General features: G+C 57.8%; 16 protein-coding genes and 1 tRNA gene. 8 read left to right on the forward strand and 9 right to left on the reverse strand.

Features of this window, described 5'->3' with window-relative positions; translation table 11 throughout:
- Positions 1-273 precede the first annotated feature (273 nt).
- Positions 274-2,886 carry an ATP-dependent chaperone ClpB gene (gene clpB, locus ACNQFG_RS05110; protein ID WP_423406230.1) on the forward strand — a complete coding sequence of 871 codons (2,613 nt, stop codon included), beginning with the start codon at positions 274-276 and terminating at the stop codon, positions 2,884-2,886.
- 209 nt (positions 2,887-3,095) lie between these two features.
- On the forward strand, positions 3,096-4,412 hold the full coding sequence (locus tag ACNQFG_RS05115; protein ID WP_423406231.1) for an HlyC/CorC family transporter: 1,317 nt from the start codon (positions 3,096-3,098) through the stop codon (positions 4,410-4,412).
- Positions 4,413-4,468: 56 nt separating this feature from the next.
- Here ACNQFG_RS05115 and ACNQFG_RS05120 read toward each other — a convergent pair whose 3' ends face one another.
- Together ACNQFG_RS05120 and tsaA are read right to left on the reverse strand one after the other, a co-directional pair.
- Positions 4,469-5,353 carry a LysR family transcriptional regulator gene (locus tag ACNQFG_RS05120; protein WP_423406232.1) on the reverse strand — a complete coding sequence of 295 codons (885 nt, stop codon included), beginning with the start codon at positions 5,351-5,353 and terminating at the stop codon, positions 4,469-4,471.
- Positions 5,354-5,368: 15 nt separating this feature from the next.
- Positions 5,369-6,070, reverse strand: a complete 702-nt coding sequence (gene tsaA, locus ACNQFG_RS05125) for a tRNA (N6-threonylcarbamoyladenosine(37)-N6)-methyltransferase TrmO (RefSeq protein ID WP_423406233.1) — start codon at positions 6,068-6,070, stop codon at positions 5,369-5,371.
- Positions 6,071-6,188: 118 nt separating this feature from the next.
- Here tsaA and ACNQFG_RS05130 point away from each other — a divergent pair, with 118 nt between their 5' ends.
- Entirely contained in the window at positions 6,189-6,404 is a 216-nt protein-coding gene (locus ACNQFG_RS05130; RefSeq protein WP_207686131.1) for a helix-turn-helix domain-containing protein, read from the forward strand.
- Between the two features lie 6 nt (positions 6,405-6,410).
- Positions 6,411-6,704: a SqdX protein gene (locus ACNQFG_RS05135; RefSeq protein ID WP_423406234.1), complete on the forward strand. Its 294-nt coding sequence runs from the start codon at positions 6,411-6,413 to the stop codon at positions 6,702-6,704.
- A gap of 65 nt (positions 6,705-6,769) precedes the next feature.
- On the opposite strand, the gene ACNQFG_RS05140 is transcribed toward ACNQFG_RS05135, so the two are convergent.
- A complete protein-coding gene (locus tag ACNQFG_RS05140) occupies positions 6,770-6,937 on the reverse strand; it encodes a FeoB-associated Cys-rich membrane protein (protein ID WP_097793070.1) in 168 nt (55 codons plus the stop codon).
- A gap of 157 nt (positions 6,938-7,094) precedes the next feature.
- On the opposite strand from ACNQFG_RS05140, the gene ACNQFG_RS05145 reads away from it, so the two are divergent.
- The 4 genes from ACNQFG_RS05145 to lysS all read left to right on the forward strand — a co-directional run bounded on the left by ACNQFG_RS05145 (position 7,095) and on the right by lysS (position 11,918).
- Positions 7,095-7,171 (forward strand) — tRNA-Val (locus tag ACNQFG_RS05145).
- 332 nt (positions 7,172-7,503) lie between these two features.
- On the forward strand, positions 7,504-9,588 hold the full coding sequence (locus ACNQFG_RS05150; protein ID WP_423406235.1) for an elongation factor G: 2,085 nt from the start codon (positions 7,504-7,506) through the stop codon (positions 9,586-9,588).
- 307 nt (positions 9,589-9,895) lie between these two features.
- Positions 9,896-10,381 (forward strand): transcription elongation factor GreA, encoded by a 486-nt coding sequence (gene greA, locus ACNQFG_RS05155; protein WP_005945007.1) that lies wholly within the window; start codon positions 9,896-9,898, stop codon positions 10,379-10,381.
- A gap of 25 nt (positions 10,382-10,406) precedes the next feature.
- The gene (gene lysS / locus ACNQFG_RS05160) at positions 10,407-11,918 is read left to right on the forward strand and encodes a lysine--tRNA ligase (protein ID WP_417338133.1); all 1,512 of its coding nucleotides are present in this window, start codon (positions 10,407-10,409) and stop codon (positions 11,916-11,918) included.
- A gap of 341 nt (positions 11,919-12,259) precedes the next feature.
- Here the strand turns inward: lysS and ACNQFG_RS05165 are convergent, their stop codons facing one another.
- From ACNQFG_RS05165 to ribD, 6 genes are read right to left on the reverse strand one after another with little or no spacing between them, the layout of a single operon-like run.
- On the reverse strand, positions 12,260-12,709 hold the full coding sequence (locus tag ACNQFG_RS05165; RefSeq protein ID WP_015565338.1) for a low molecular weight protein-tyrosine-phosphatase: 450 nt from the start codon (positions 12,707-12,709) through the stop codon (positions 12,260-12,262).
- Positions 12,706-13,122: a winged helix-turn-helix domain-containing protein gene (locus ACNQFG_RS05170; protein ID WP_097781395.1), complete on the reverse strand. Its 417-nt coding sequence runs from the start codon at positions 13,120-13,122 to the stop codon at positions 12,706-12,708. Before ACNQFG_RS05170 ends, ACNQFG_RS05165 begins: the two co-directional genes overlap by 4 nt.
- A gap of 20 nt (positions 13,123-13,142) precedes the next feature.
- Positions 13,143-13,619, reverse strand: coding sequence for a 6,7-dimethyl-8-ribityllumazine synthase (gene ribE / locus ACNQFG_RS05175; RefSeq protein WP_097781396.1), 477 nt, complete (start codon positions 13,617-13,619; stop codon positions 13,143-13,145).
- 21 nt (positions 13,620-13,640) lie between these two features.
- The gene (locus ACNQFG_RS05180) at positions 13,641-14,837 is read right to left on the reverse strand and encodes a bifunctional 3,4-dihydroxy-2-butanone-4-phosphate synthase/GTP cyclohydrolase II (protein WP_349935482.1); all 1,197 of its coding nucleotides are present in this window, start codon (positions 14,835-14,837) and stop codon (positions 13,641-13,643) included.
- Positions 14,838-14,849: 12 nt separating this feature from the next.
- Positions 14,850-15,491, reverse strand: a complete 642-nt coding sequence (locus ACNQFG_RS05185) for a riboflavin synthase (protein WP_423406236.1) — start codon at positions 15,489-15,491, stop codon at positions 14,850-14,852.
- The gene (gene ribD, locus ACNQFG_RS05190) at positions 15,455-16,579 is read right to left on the reverse strand and encodes a bifunctional diaminohydroxyphosphoribosylaminopyrimidine deaminase/5-amino-6-(5-phosphoribosylamino)uracil reductase RibD (protein ID WP_005920567.1); all 1,125 of its coding nucleotides are present in this window, start codon (positions 16,577-16,579) and stop codon (positions 15,455-15,457) included. Before ribD ends, ACNQFG_RS05185 begins: the two co-directional genes overlap by 37 nt.
- Between the last annotated feature and the right edge of the window lie 109 nt (positions 16,580-16,688).

Raw genomic sequence — 16,688 nt, forward strand, 5'->3', positions numbered from 1 at the left:
GCACTTTTTTATCGCAATTTTCAAAAAGAGTGCCCATCAACACGGCATCTTTGCGATATGCAGTTTGCGGATGTTGCTTGTGCATTAAAAACGCAAACTGCTATATTTGCAAACTTTTTGTGAATTTCCGTGGAGCAGGGGCCTGCGCTCTTGACATCATAGGGGGTTTGGAATATAATTTTAGCAGTCGAACAGATAGAGTGCTAAAAACAAAATAGCATATCGAATGAACGACTGCTAAATCAACATCCGGTACGAATGGAGGTCGATTCTATGAATACCAATCAATATACGCAGAAAACGCTGGAGGCTCTGCAGGCAGCGCAGCAGCTGGCTGTGGAGTACCAGCACAATCAATTGGAACCTGAACATCTGCTGCACGCCCTCGCTTCGCAGGAGCAGGGCCTGATCCCGCAGCTGCTGCAGAAGCTGAATGTTGACCCCGGCAGCTTTGCTGCCGCCGTGGCCGAAAAGCTTTCGGCTCTGCCCCGGGTCTCCGGCTCCGGCCGTGACCCCGACAAGGTCTATATCTCGCAGGCTGCCGATAAGGTGCTCAGCGCCGCCGCCCGAGAAGCCAAGGCCATGAAGGACGACTATATCAGCGTGGAGCATGTGTTCCTTGGTCTGCTGGACGAGCAGACCCAGAACACCGCAGACCTGTTCCGCGCGTTCAACATCCGGAAGGATGCCTTCTTACAGCAGCTGACGGCAGTGCGCGGCAACCAGCGCGTCACCAACGACAATCCCGAGGAGACCTACAACGCCCTGCAGAAGTATGGTCAGGATCTGGTAGACCTTGCCCGCAAGCAGAAGCTGGACCCCGTCATCGGCCGTGATCAGGAGATCCGCAACGTGATCCGCATCCTGTCCCGTAAGACCAAGAACAACCCCTGCCTGATCGGTGAGCCCGGCGTTGGCAAGACCGCCATTGCAGAGGGTCTTGCACAGCGGATCGTGCGCGGCGATGTGCCCGAAAACCTGAAGGACCGCATCGTGTTCAGTCTGGACATGGGTGCTCTGGTGGCCGGTGCAAAGTACCGCGGCGAGTTCGAGGAGCGCCTGAAGAGCGTGCTGAACGAGGTGAAGAAGAGCGAGGGCAAGATCATCCTCTTCATCGATGAGCTGCACACCATCGTGGGTGCCGGCAAGACCGATGGTGCCATGGACGCAGGCAACCTGCTCAAGCCCATGCTGGCCCGGGGCGAGTTGCACTGCATCGGTGCCACCACGCTGGACGAGTACCGCCAGTATATCGAGAAAGACCCCGCTCTGGAGCGCCGCTTCCAGCCGGTACAGGTGGATGAGCCCACCGTGGAGGACACGATCTCCATCCTGCGCGGCCTGAAGGAACGCTACGAGGTGTTCCACGGCGTGAAGATCAACGACAGCGCCCTGATCGCCGCTGCCACCCTTTCCGACCGCTATATCACCGATCGTTTCCTGCCGGATAAGGCCATCGACCTTGTGGATGAAGCCTGCGCCATGATCAAGACCGAGATGGACAGCATGCCCAGCGAGATGGACGATCTGGCCCACCGCATCACCCAGCTGCAGATCGAGCAGGTGAGCCTGAAAAAGGAGACCGATGCCCTGAGCCAGAGCCGCCTGAAGGATCTGGAAAAGGAGCTGGCCGAGCTGCAGGACAAGTTCCGCAGCATGAAGGCAAAGTGGGAGAACGAGAAGAACGCCATCGGCAAGGTGCAATCCCTGCGTGAGCAGATCGAGCAGACCAATGCCGACATTGAAAAGGCTCAGCGCGAGTACGACCTGAACAAGGCCGCTGAGCTGAAATATGGCAAGCTGCCTCAGCTGCAGAAACAGCTGGAAGAGGAAGAGAAGATCGCCGCCGCCAAGAAGGAGGACAGCCTGCTGCGTGACCGCGTGACCGATGAGGAGATCGCCCGCATCGTGGCCCGCTGGACCGGCATCCCGGTGGAGAAACTGGTGGAGGGTGAGCGCGAGAAGCTGCTGCATCTGGACGATGTGCTGCACCAGCGGGTCATCGGTCAGGACGAGGCTGTGACCAAGGTGAGCGAGGCCATCCTGCGCAGCCGCGCCGGTATCGCCAACCCCAACCGCCCCATCGGCAGCTTCCTGTTCCTCGGCCCCACCGGCGTGGGCAAGACTGAGCTGGCCAAGGCACTGGCACAGGCCTTGTTTGACGACGAGCGCAACATGGTGCGAATCGATATGACCGAGTATATGGAGAAGTTCAGCGTCAGCCGTCTGATCGGCGCGCCTCCGGGATACGTCGGTTACGAAGAGGGCGGCCAGCTGACCGAGGCTGTGCGCCGCAAGCCCTACAGCGTGGTGCTGTTCGATGAGGTGGAAAAAGCCCACCCCGATGTGTTCAACATCCTGCTGCAGGTGCTGGACGATGGCCGCATCACCGACAGTCAGGGCCGCACCGTGGACTTCAAGAACACGGTCATCATCCTCACCTCCAATCTGGGCAGCGACATCATCCTGAACGATTTGGAGCGTGCCCGCGCCAGCGGTTCCAACGAGTTGAGCCCGGAGGCCCGCCAGCAGATCGACGCGCTGCTCAAGTCGAAGTTCCGTCCGGAGTTCCTGAACCGTCTGGATGAGATCGTCTACTACAAGAGCCTGACCAAGGACGAGATGCGCAGGATCGTGGATCTGCAGCTGCAGGATCTGCGCAAGCGCATGGACGAGGGCAAGCACCTCAAGCTGGAGGTCACCACCGCTGCCAAGGACTTCATCATCGATTCTGCTTACGACAGCGTCTATGGCGCACGTCCCATCAAGCGGTTCATCCAGAGCCGCGTGGAGACCCTGATCGCCAAGGCCATCATCCGGGGCGACTACGCTGAGGGTACCACTTTGACGGTGGATTACGACGGCAGCGCCCTGATCCTGCGATAAATCACGTTGATTTTACCAGTTCTGTACCTTCGTGTGAGCAGTAACACTTGCGCGGGGGTGCAGAATATGATATGATAAGCGTTGAACAAAGTGCTTTTCATCGTCGAGAGCAACGGTGAAAAGCATTTTTTAATATTCAGAACCTCTCAGGCATTGCGAAGCAATGCCTGAGAGGTTCACGACAACATAGGAGTGTGATTTCCCTTTTTATGGACGATGGCAGTATTACGCTTTTGGCGGCGCTGATCATTCTGGTGGCATTTTCCGCCTTTTTCTCCGCCTCTGAGACCGCATTTTCTTCCCTGAACCAGATCCGCCTGAAAAGCCGCGCCGACGATGGCGACCGCACGGCCGCCCGTGTGCTGGCAATGGCAGAAAAATACGATAAGCTCCTGTCCACCATTCTGGTGGGCAACAATATCGTCAACATTGCCGCAGCCTCGATCGGTACTATCATTTTCACCCAGATGCTGGGTGCAGAGCGGGGCGCGACGGTGTCCACCTTCGTGCTGACCATTGTGGTTCTGATCTTTGGCGAGGTGACCCCCAAGAGCCTTGCAAAGGAGATGCCGGAGACGGTTGCCACCGCAGTTGCGCCGGTGCTCAGCCTGCTGATGGTGGTGTTTACCCCGCTGACCTGGCTGTTCAGCCAGTGGAAACGGTTGCTGAACCATTTTGTTCACAGCAGCGAGAGCGACACCATCACTGAGGGTGAGCTGATGACCATGGTCAGCGAGGCCGAGAACGACGGCGAGCTGACCGACCGGGAAAGCCAGCTCATCCGCAGCGCCATTGAGTTCGACGATGTGGAGGTGGAGGAGATCCTCACGCCCCGCGTGGATGTGGTGGCGGTGGCGGATGATATCCCGCTGGAGGAACTGGCGCAGACCTTTGCGGAATCGGGATATTCCCGTCTGCCCGTCTACCACGGCACCATTGACAACATCATCGGTGTGGTACATGAAAAGGATTTCTACATTGCCCGCCTGAAAAAGGAGACCAAGATCGACGATCTGGTGGCCCCCACCCTTTATACCACTGGCTCCACCCAGATCTCCCAGCTGCTGCGCACCCTGCGCGAGCAGCACCATCACATGGCGGTGGTGGTGGACGAGTACGGCGGCACCGAGGGCATCATCACGCTGGAAGATATTCTGGAAGAGCTGGTAGGCGAGATCTGGGATGAGCACGACGAAGCGACCGAGGACTTCCGCAGGCAGTCGGACGGCAGCTGGCTGGTGGCCGGTTCCGCCAGCGTGGATGACCTGTTCGAGACGCTGGAGCTGCCCGAAGATGAAGACATCGATTCCAATACGGTGAACGGTCTGGTGCAGGAAAAAACCTGCCATCTGCCCAAGGTGGGCGACCGGTTCACGCTGGGCGAGTACGACGGTGTCGTTACCCGCACGGCCAAGCGCCGCGTGACCGAGGTGCGCCTCACGCCCGCAGAGCCTGTGGACGCCGAGGAGAAGGACGACGAAAAGGAAAAACGATTTCCCCGGCTTTCCGCGCGGGAGAACCGCTGACGCATCCGCAGAAAAGACCCCGGCCTTGCATGAAATTGCAGGGCCGGGGGTCTTTGTTATCGGTTCTTTTCCTGTGCCAGCTCGATAAAGGCTTTCATCTGAGGGGTCAGCCATTTGTCACGGTGGTAGAAGAGCTGCCGCCGCATGGTCACGGTGCAGTCCGGCACAAGCAGACGGGCCAGTGTCCCGGCGGCGAGGGCGTCCCGGACGATGTACTCCGGCAGGAAGGAAAGACCCATGCCCTGCTCCACCATCTGGCACAGCAGCGCAGCGCTGCCCAGTTCGAGATAGGGTTTGACGGCCAGCTGGTGGGCGGCAAAGGTCTGGTCCAGCGCGTCGCGGTAGCTCATGCCGCGCTCAGTGAGCAGAAATTCTTGCCGGGGCAGCTCTTCCAGAGACACGCGCTTCTGCGCGGCCAGCGGGTGCCCGGCGGGGGCCACGAAGCAGATGGCTTCCGGCACATCCAGCGCCAGCACAAGGCTGGGCTGGACCAGCGGCTCATCCAGCGTATAGGCCAGATCGATCTGATTTGTGCCCAGCATCTGCAGCATCCCGTCGGCAGTGGCGGTGCACAGCACCAGCTCCACCTGCGGGCACAGGGCGTGGTAGCGTTTGAGCAGACCGGGCAGGAATGCACTGCACAGCGAGTTTGCCAGTGCGACCCGCAGGGTGCCGCGGACCTGCTGTGCTGGCTGGAGCGCGGCTCTGGCCTGCTGGGCCGTGGCCAGCAGGGTGCGTGCATAGCCCAAAAAGGTCTGGCCCGCATCGGTGAGCCGCACGGTCTTGCCCACGCGGTCGAACAGCGGTGCGCCCAGCTCTGCTTCCAGCTGTGCGATCTGGGAGGACACCGCCGACTGGGAATAGCCAAGCTGCCGCGCAGTGCGGGAAAAGCTGTGCAGCTCGGCGATGTGCAGGAAGGTGTTGACGGTTCGCAGTTCCATGGCGTCTCCTTTGGCTCAGCGGCGGTCGATGCCGGTGACGGTCAGTGTGCTGCCGTCCACCTGGAAGTGGACTTCCAGCCCGGCAAACTCCATGCCGTACACCCGCTGCGGGTCGTGCTGGTAGGAGGGGCGCGGGTCGTTTTCGAGCACGCCCCGCAGGCCGTCCCGCTGGTCTGCGGGGACCCTGGCCCAGAGCGTCTCCGGGCAGGCAACGTCGAGATGGTGGAACTGCGTCTGGCCGGTAAAGCCCTCGGCGGCATCCGGGTGGCAGTCGGCATAGGGGATGTAAGGCTTGATGTCGTAAATGGGGGTGCCATCCATCAGGTCGGCACCGCGCACGATGAGCACCGGGCCAACCTCCGGCCGAACCTCAATGGCTTCCAGCTTCACGCTGGAAAGGCCCAGAGGATTGGGACGGAAGGGCGACCGGGTGGCGAACACGCCCATGCGGGTGTTGCCGCCCAGACGCGGCGGGCGTACAGTGGGGGACCAGCTGTCCCGCACCGCGCCGGAGAACTGCCACACCAGCCAGATGTGACTGAAATCTTCCAGACCGCGCACGGCATCGGCATTGCGGTATTCGGGCGTAAAGATCACCTCGCCGCGCAGCTCGTCCACAAGGCCGCTCTGGCGCGGGATGCCGAACTTGGTGGGAAAGGCAGTATGGATATGGGCAATGACCTTCAGGGTCATGGCCTCGTTGGATGGTTGGTTCATAGGGGGCATCTCCTTATAAAAATGGAAAAGAGTAGTTGACAATGAGTGAATTTCGCTATATAATACAACTAAAGATTGTGAAGCGCGAGTCCTGTGGAAAACAGAAAGGAGAGTACGCATGACAGATGGCGCACAGATCGAATACTACATTTGGGACCGGAAGCTGAAGATGAACCATGTGGCACAGGTGCTTGGCATCAGCACCTCCACATTGAAGAACAAGCTCACCGGAAAAACGGATTTCAAGGTCAGCGAGGCGGACATCCTCTCTTCGCTGCTGGAGCTGACGCCGCCCCAGCGGGACCTCTGCTTTTTCTGCGGCGGCCGGAGGTGAGCGCGGATGACAAAGGAACAGCGGGAAAAGACCAAGCTCGCCCTGCGGCGCTACGGCACCCGCCAGTGGGCGGCCTGCCCGGCCAACGCAGGCTGGCGGCTGGCCATCGAGCGGACGATCGAATATTACGAGCAGGAAGACCCGCTCCGCGCCGATCTGCTGCGGCTGCGCTATCTGGAGCGCCGTACCGAGGATGACACCATCGAGCGGCTGCACATCGGCCGCAGCACCTACCAGAAGGCGCAGAGCGACCTTTTGAGCACGGTGGCAGTCTATGCCGCCCGGTTCGGTGCCCTGTGAGGCAGACAGCTGGTCATGAAACGATGAAAAAAGGCTCCCCATGCGAAACGCCGGGAGCCCTGCATTCACTGATTCTTCTTTTCCGGATGGTTACAGCGCTCATGGCAGGCGGAGCAATTTCCGCCGCAGCCTTTGCCTTCCCAGCCGTCATGCTTGGAGATCCAGATGACCGCGAGGGTAAACAACGCCGCCAGCACCAGGACGGTAACGATTCCGCGAATGGACAACAGCATCAATAAGACCTCTCTTTTGCGCCAACAGGCACAATTTTAGTATACACCATTTTCCGCAAAAGAGCAACCGGGCAGCAGCGCAAAAAAGTTTGCCGAAATCGAAAATTGGGGCTTGCAAATCCACCAAGGCTGTGCTATAATCTTCTTGTTCCGATTCGGAGGATTAGCTCAGCTGGTTAGAGCACCTGCATCACACGCAGGGGGTCTGGGGTTCGAGTCCCTAATTCTCCACCAAATGCAAGGCCGTTTACCTGCAAGGGTAAGCGGCTTTTTTCTTTTCCAGCGATTTACACATACGCAGCCGAACGGCTGTGTACCGGTCGATGTGCACGGTGGTTGTGAGCGGGCAGCACTCCACTTACGAGAACGTTCTACGCGGTTTCCAGTCGATTTTTGAGCCGGACGGTCAAAATGCACAAAAGCAGGGCGGCAAGTTTGGCGGGTCAAGGAACAAAATTTTCAAGCAATCTATTTGAAAATCGCTTGAAGTGTGGTATTATCTTTGTAAAATATGCCACAAAAGCGGAGAGAATGCTCCGTGCGGCGGAAATGAGGGAAAAACCGATATGAAATACGCAAGCAACAACATCCGCAATATCCTGATTGCCGGTCATGCCGGCAGCGGCAAGACCACGCTCACCGAGGCGCTGGTCTATTTTTCGGGCGCTGCCGAGCGTATGGGCCGGGTCGAGGACGGCACTACTGTTTCGGACTTTGACCCCGAGGAAGCAAAGCGCAAGGCCAGCCTGTCTGCATCGGTCGTCCCCGTGGAGTACGAGGGCATCAAGTACAACCTGATCGATGCGCCGGGCCTGTTCGACTTCGAGGCCGGTGAGTACGAGGGCATCCGCGCAGCCGAGAGCGTGCTGGTGGTGGTGTCCGGCCGCAGCGGCGTGACTGTGGGTGCGGAGAAGGCGTTCCAGCTGGCCCGCAAGAATGGCAAGGCTACCATGGTGTTCGTCTCCAAGTGCGATCTGGAGAATGCCAACTACTTCAAGATCCTTGAGGATATGAAGATCAAGTTCGGCTCCACCGTCTGCCCCTGCGTGGTGCCCGCCAAGCTGGACGACGGCACCCCCGTGTACATCAACCTGTTCAGCCAGAAGGCCTTCAAGTACGAGGGCGGCAAGCAGATCCAGGTGGACCTGCCGGACATCGGCCACCGTTTTCAGGGCCTGATCGAGGCCATGAGCGAAGCCATTGCCGAGACCGACGATGAGCTGATGGAAAAGTTCTTCGGCGGCGAAGCCTTCACCACCGAAGAGATCGTGGAGGGCATGCGCAAGGGCGTCAAGGACGGCCTGATCACCCCCGTGTTCTGCGGCAGCGCCGTGAACCAGCAGGCGCTGGATATGCTGCTGTTCAACATGCACAAGCTGCTGCCCAGTCCGGAGCACGAAGCCAGCACGCTGGCCGAGGATGCCGCCGGCGAGCCGGTGGAACTGCACTGCACCGTGGACGAGCCTACCGCCGCCTACGTGTTCAAGACCGTGGCCGACCCGTTCGTGGGCAAGCTGAGCTACCTGCGCGTGGTCAGCGGCAAGGTGACTGCAGGCGAACCCCTCACCAACGCCCGCACCGGCGATGTGGAGAAGATCTCCAAGCCCCTCACCGTCATTGGCAAAAAGCAGGTGGACTCCGACGGCATCATTGCCGGTGACATCGGCGCAGTGGCAAAGCTGGTGAGCGCCAAGACCGGCGACACCCTGTGCGACGCTGAGCGCGTGGTCAAGCTGCCCGCCCCCGTGTTCCCCAAGCCCAGCCTGTTCATGGCCGTCACTGTGGCCAAGAAGGGCGACGAGGGCAAGATCAGCAGCGCGCTGGCCCGCCTGATGGAAGAAGACCCCACCCTGAGCTACGAGAACAACGCCGAGACCCATCAGCAGGTGATCGGCGGTCTGGGCGAGCAGCATCTGGACGTGGTGAAGGCCAAACTCAAGAACAAGTTCGGCGTGGAGATCGGGCTGGAAGCACCCCGCATCGCCTACCGCGAGTCCATCCGCAAGGCCTGCCAGAAGCAGGGCCGTCATAAGAAGCAGACCGGCGGTCACGGCCAGTTCGGCGATGTCGTCATCAATTTTGAGCCCTGCGACAGCGAGCAGGTGGTGTTTGAGGAGAAGGTGTTCGGCGGCAGCGTGCCCAAGAACTTCTTCCCGGCTGTTGAAAAGGGCGTGCGCCTTGCCGCCGAAAAGGGCGTGCTTGCAGGCTACCCCGTGGTGGGCCTGAAAGCCACCCTGCTGGACGGCAGCTACCACCCCGTGGACAGCTCCGAGATGGCCTTTATTATGGCCGCAAAGCTGGCTTACAAGGCCGCTATGCCGGAGGCCGGCCCGGTCATTCTGGAACCCATCCACACCCTGAAGGCTCATGTGCCAAACGACAACACCGGCGATATCATGGGCGATGTGACCAAGCGCCGCGGCCGCGTGCTGGGCATGGAGCCGGACGAGGACGGCCTGCAGACCATCATCGCTGAAGTGCCGCTGGCAGAGCTTGCAAACTTTACCACCTTCATCCGGCAGACCACGCAGGGCCGCGGCTGGTTCACCACCGAGTTTGCCCGCTACGAGGTTCTGCCCGAGATGCTGGTGCCTGCCGTTGTGGAGCAGGCCAAGAAGCTGGGCAATCTGGACGAAGCTGCGGATGATTGAGCACAGCGCCCGCTATTTTACCGCCAATTGAACCCAAGCAGTCCGTATTCGCTGCCCGATCTGCCAATGGCTCGCCCTTCGGGAGAGCTGGCATCGCGCAGCGATGACTGAGAGGGTAAACATCAACATCTTCAAGGCCCCGTCGGCAATTCCCTCTGCCGGTGGGGCCTTTTGCAGTTTTTTGCATTGCAGAACCGTCGTTTTTGTTGACAATATCCCGGCTTGCCATTATAATAGAACAGTCAAAATAGCACTCGTGCGCGGCTTTGCGGCTGTGCAAAACAAATAGACAAGGAGAGATTCTCAAATGGCACAAGAGATCAAGATGTCCGCTGCCGGTCTGAAGGCAATGCAGGAGGAACTGGAATACCTCAAAACGGTGCGCCGCAAGGAGCTGGCCGAAGAGATCAAGGAAGCACGCAGCCACGGCGACCTTTCCGAGAACAGCGAGTACGACGAGGCCAAGAATACGCAGGGTCTGGTGGAGAACCGCATCACCGAACTGGAGCAGATGATCAAGAACGCCGTCATCATTGATGAGAGCGAGCTGAGCGTGGACAATGTCTCTGTGGGCACCCACGTCACCATCCTCATGACCGGCGAGGACGAGAACGAGGAGTACGACATTGTGGGCCGTACCGAAGCCGACCCCCTGAACGGCAAGATCAGCGACGAAAGCCCCGTGGGCCACGCTCTGCTGGGCAAGGCTGTGGGCGACAAGGCCGAAGTGCTGCTGCCCACCGGCCACACCGTGGAGTACACCGTGCTGAACATTACCCACGCTGCAGGCTGAGCAGGCCAAACGAATAGGAGAAACCATGGAAGAACAAAAGAAGAACCCGGCGCAGGGCCTGTCCGAGAGCGAGCAGGTGCAGGTGCGCCGCCAGAAGCTGGCCGACCTGCAGGCTGCAGGCCACGACCCCTTCACCCTGACCAAGTACCCGCAGGATGCCTACTCTGCCGACCTGAAGGCCGAGTTTGCCGACCTGCCCAACGAGACCGACAGCGGCAAGACCGTGGCGCTGGCTGGCCGTATGATGTCCAAGCGCGTAATGGGCAAGGCAAGCTTTGCCCACCTGCGGGACGATAAGGGCGACATTCAGCTGTACGTCCGCCGCGATGAGCTGGGCGAAGAGCCTTACGCCGCCTTCAAGAAGCTGGACGTGGGCGATATCATCGGCGTGAAGGGCGAGGTGTTCCGCACCAAGACCGGCGAGCTGAGCGTGCGCGCCACCGAGCTGACCCTGCTGGCCAAGAGCCTGCGTCCCCTGCCCGAGAAGTTCCACGGCCTGACCGACACCGAGATGCGTTACCGTCAGCGCTACGTGGACCTGATTGCAAACCCCGAGGTGAAGGACACCTTCGTGAAGCGCAGCCAGATCCTGAAGGAGATCCGCGCCTATCTGGACGAGAAGGGCTTCCTGGAGGTGGACACCCCCATCCTGACCCCCTTCGAGATCGGCGCATCCGCACGCCCCTTCTACACCCATCACAACAGCCTGAACATGGACATGGTGCTGCGCATTGAGACCGAGCTGTACCTCAAGCGCCTGATCGTGGGCGGCATGGACCGCGTGTATGAGGTTGGCCGCATCTTCCGCAACGAGGGCATGGACCCCAAGCACAACCCGGAGTTCACCAGCATCGAGCTGTATCAGGCCTTCACCGACTTCCACGGCATGATGGATCTGGTGGAGGAGCTGTACAAGCGCCTTGCCCAGAAGATCTGCGGCAGCATGGTCATCCCCTATCAGGGCAAGCAGATCGACATGGGCCACTGGGAGCGCCTGACCATGGTGGAAGCCGTGAAGAAGTATTCCGGCGTAGACTTCAACGACTGGAAGTCCGACGAAGATGCCATCGCCGCCGCCAAGGAGCACCACGTGGAGCTGCCCGAGGTGCCCACCAAGGGTTCCATTCTGGCCGAGTTCTTTGATGCCTTCGTGGAGGACAAGCTCATCCAGCCCACCTTCATCTACGATTACCCCGTGGAGATCAGCCCGCTGGCAAAGCGCAAGCCGGACGACCCCGCCTTCACCGAGCGCTTTGAGTATTTCATCGACTGCACCGAGTACGGCAACGCCTTCAGCGAGCTGAACGACCCCATCGACCAGAAGGGCCGCTTTGAGCGTCAGGTGGCCGAGCGCAAGGCCATCGAGCCCGACTGCAAGGCACAGGTGGACTACGACTACGTGAACGCACTGGAGTACGGCCTGCCCCCCACGGGCGGTCTGGGCTTCGGCGTGGACCGTCTGGTGATGCTGCTCACCGACAGCGCCTCCATCCGCGATGTGCTGCTGTTCCCCACGATGAAGCCCATTGACCAGTAAAATGCGAAATTAAAACGCAGATACGATAAAATTTTAAGTGAATTTCAAGCGGCATCTGCGGTACTACACCACAACTACACCAATTTTGGGACGTTTTCCCGAAAAGGAGCCTTACAAAGCGGTGTGGTGTAACAAGTGAATAGACGGATTGGTGTAGTAGGTACACCGAACCCCAAACGCAAAAATGCGGCAGCTATGTTGTGAAAATACAACGTAGCTGCCGCTTTTTGTTTCGTATAGAGATTTTATGCTGACAGGCAACTTCTCCTGTGGTTAAATCAATTTGTCGTTGGCAAGTGTCAAACACTCCTGATTTGGCATACGCCCAAATTTACGCCAATTTAGCGCAGTTCCTCAAGCAATGCCGTGCATCCTTCCAGTATATCCTGCCATGTGGCTTCAAAATCTCCCGTGAACCATGGGTCTGCCACTTCACGGGGATGATCTGTATGCGCCATCAGCAGCGAGACTTTATGCTGTGGGTCTCCGCCGACAAGCCGCAGGATGTCGCACAGATTACTTTCGTCCATGCCAATCAGATGATCATACCGTGCATAATCCAGCCGGGTCATCTGCCGGGCGGTCTTGCCGTTGCAGTCGATGCCATGTTCTGCCAGCTTCTGCCGTGCAGGAGGATAGACCGGATTTCCGATTTCCCATGCACTGGTGGCGGCTGATGCGATTTCAAATTGCTCGGATAGTCCTGCCTTGGACGTAAGGTCTTTCATCACATACTCCGCCATCGGGCTTCGGCAGATATTTCCGAGACAAATAAATAAGATCCTGGTCATGCCGGGTCGTTCTCCTTTTGGCTTACAAAAGCATAGCCGCCGTGGGTAGTGCGGATAAAGCTGCCGCAGCCGGCCAGCTTCTTTCGCAGATTGGAAACGGTATTTGCCACGACCTTTAAGGTGTCGTCACAGTTTTGTCCCCACACAGCACGGAAAAGCTCTTCTTTTGAGAAGATTTGTCCTTCGTGGGAGGCAAGCATCAGCAGCAAATCGAACTCCAGTCGTGTAAGGGAGACTTTTCTGCCGTTGCACGACACTTCGTGGGCCATTCCGTCCAGTGTAAGCCCCGGAAGAACCAACTTCTCCCATGAATCAATGGATATTTGCTCTGCCTCGATGTGCTCTCGTTCCAGAAGCATCCGGATCTTCTGCTCCAATTCCGGGTCAGGCTGTCGGGTCTTTATAACGATCATGGCAAACTCCTGCGTGTATTTTACTCTGCGGCGGTATCCATTTCCCGGAGCAGGTTTACCATCTCGATGGCACTGACTGCACAGTCATAGCCTTTATTACCTGCTTTGGTGCCTGCCCGCTCGATGGCCTGTTCGATGTTTTCGGTGGTCAGAACACCAAAGAGGACGGGAACCCCGCTTTCCAGCGAGACCGTGGCAATGCCTTTGGAAACCTCATTGCACACATAGTCGTAATGGCTGGTAGAACCGCGAATCACGGCACCAAGGCAGATCACAGCATCATACTTTCCGCTTTTTGCCATTTTAGAGGCAACCAGTGGGATCTCAAAAGCACCCGGAACCCATGCAACATGAATATCAGCGTCCTGCACATCGTGCCGGAGCAGACCATCCATTGCTCCGCTCAGAAGTTTGGACGTGATAAATTCGTTGAAGCGGGCAGCTACGATACCGACCTTGATGTTCTGAGAAACCAGCTTACCTTCAAATGTTTTCATTTTTAAATACCTCTTTCGTTGTTAATATTCCAGAAGATGCCCCATCCGTGCCTGCTTCGTTTTCAGGTAAAACAGGTCATACGGGGTCGCCGTCATCTGAATGGGTACGCGCTCGGAGATCTCCAGCCCAAACTCGGAGAGCTGATATACTTTGTCCGGGTTATTGGTAAGCAGACGCAGGCTTTTTACGCCAAGTTCCCGGAGGATCTGTGCGCCGAGATAATACTCCCGTTCATCTCCATGGAACCCCAGAGCGAGATTGGCTTCCAGCGTATCCATGCCCTGCTCCTGAAGTTCATAGGCACGCAGCTTGTTGATCAGACCGATGCCCCGGCCTTCCTGCCGCATATAGAGCAGGATACCCCGGTCTTCTTTTTCGATCTGCGTCATGGCAGCGGCCAGCTGCTGGCCGCAGTCACAACGCAAAGAGCCAAATGTATCTCCTGTCAGGCATTCCGAGTGGACGCGGCACAGAATATCCTTTCCATCGCCAATGTCACCTTTTACCAGTGCAATGTGATGCTCTCCGTTCAGGCGGCTCACAAAACCATAAGCTCTGAAGGTGCCATACTTGGTGGGCAGGTTCACTGCCGTCACCTGATCGACCAGTTTATCGTGACACTTGCGGTACTCCTGTAAATCACGGATGGTGATGAATTTGATCTGGAAACGCTCTGCCAGCTTTGCCAGTTCAGCGGTGCGCATCATCGTGCCATCCTCCCGCATGATCTCGCAGCACAGGCCGCATTCTTTCAGCCCTGCCAGACGGCACAGGTCAACGGTTGCTTCCGTGTGACCGTTGCGCTCCAACACACCGTTCTTTTTTGCCAGAAGGGGGAACATATGGCCCGGTCTGCGGAAATCTTCTGCTTTTGCGTGATCGTCCACACAAGCCATCGCCGTAATGGAACGCTCTGCGGCAGAAATGCCCGTAGAAGTAGAAACGTGGTCGATGGACACCGTAAATGCCGTTTCATGGTTGTCGGTGTTATGCTGCACCATCTGCGGAAATTGCAGCTTCTGGATGAAAGCCTCGGACATCGGCATACAGATCAGACCTTTGCCGTGGGTCGCCATAAAGTTGACGTTTTCGGTGGTGGCAAATTCGGCAGCACAGATGAAGTCCCCCTCGTTTTCACGGTCGGGGTCATCCGTTACCAGAATGATTTTTCCTTGCTTCAGGTCTTGCAAAGCTTCGGGAATGGTATTGAAGTTCATCGTAAACTCTCCTTAAAAGCCGCAGCGCAGCAGCATTTCTTTTGTGAGCGTGTTTTGCTTCGGTGTTTCTGATGGAAGCAGCCTCTCGATATATTTTCCAACAACATCGGTTTCCAAATTGACAAAATCCCCTTTGTGCCGTTGGTTCAGGTTCGTCTGACGGACGGTGTGCGGTATCGTGGACACGGAAAAGCCCGTAGGTTCCACCGCAGCCACGGTCAGGCTGATACCGTCTATTGTGATAGAGCCTTTTTCAACGACATAGCGAAGGATCGCAGAATCTGCATGAATGGTGTACCAGATAGCCGTATCGTCTTTTCGGATATTAGCAATGCGTCCGACGCCATCCACATGGCCTGCTACGATGTGTCCGCCAAAACGTCCGTTGGCCGGCATGGCACGTTCCAGATTGACAGCACTTCCAACGGTGAGCTGTGCAAGTGCAGAGCGGTTCAAGGTCTCGTGCATGACATCCGCAGCAAAGCTATCCGGGAAGAGCTGCCTGACGGTCAGACAGATGCCGTTGACGGCGATGCTGTCGCCGATCCTGGTTCCTTCCAGAACCATTTTTGCACGAACAGTCAGTACGGCGGAATGCTGTCCCCGATTGATGGACTTTATTGTTCCGACTTCTTCCACGATTCCGGTAAACACGGGTACTCCACCTCACTTTCGATCAGGAAATCTTTGCCAAGCTGTTCCAATCGGCTGTTCTTCAGGCGGAATGCAGCATCCGGAAGCGGGACACCTGCACCCTCAATGGGTGCTTTGGCATCCCTTCCTCCGAACAGCTTCGGGGCAATGTAAGCCTGTACCTGCTGCACGATGCCGCTTTCCAGTGCAGACCAGTTCAAGGTTCCGCCGCCTTCCAGTAGAATGCTGTCGATCTGCTCCTGCCCCAGCTGTTCCATCAGTTGCAGAAGATTCACATGACCGCAATGCGCTTCCAGACAAAGGACCCGGCACCCGGCCTGTTGATATGCCGCCTGCTTCTCCGGGTCGCCGCAGCAGGTCGCAAGAATGGTCGGAACTTGTTTGGCGGTCATGACCACCTGTGATTGCAGCGGTGTCCGCAAATGTGTATCACAGATGATCCGGACGGGATCACGGCCACCCTCTATCCGGCAGGTCAGCAGCGGGTCATCTGCTAGGATGGTTCCGACTCCCACCATAATGCCGCGGAATCGGTGCCGCTGCCGTTGAACATGATTCCGGGCAATTTCCCCGGTGATCCATTTGGAAGCGCCTGTGTATGTGGCGATTTTTCCGTCCATCGTCATGGCGTATTTCATGGAAACGAAGGGGCGTTTTGTGGTGATATAGTGGAAGAACACCTTGTTCAGCGCATCGCATTCCTCTTGCAGAACATTTTCGGTCACATCTATGCCGTGTGCGCGCAGGATTGCAATTCCTTTTCCAGCCACCAGCGGATTCGGGTCAGCAGAACCCACGACCACCCGGTGAATGCCCGCGTCCAGAATCGCATCCACGCAGGGCGGCTGCTTTCCGTAATGGCAGCACGGCTCCAATGTCACATACAGGGTCGCTCCCTGCGGATCTTCGGTGCAGGATGCCAGCGCATTGCGCTCCGCATGAGCCTGACCGTATCTCTGGTGCCAGCCCTGTCCGATGATCCTGCCCTCTTTTACGACCACGGCACCCACCATCGGGTTGGGAGATGTCCATCCGCAACCTTTTTTTGCAAGCTGCAAAGCCAGACGCATATACTCTTTGTCGTTCATCGTGTCGCCTCCAAAAGAAAAAGCCCTGAACAAAAACGTTCAGGGCAAGCCGAAAAGACACAAGGAACCCTTATGCAAAAAAGAAAGCTCCAGAATGCAAACGCATCCC

Origin of the sequence: Faecalibacterium prausnitzii (assembly GCF_049532945.1) — a bacterium.
GTDB lineage: Bacteria > Bacillota > Clostridia > Oscillospirales > Ruminococcaceae > Faecalibacterium > Faecalibacterium prausnitzii_N.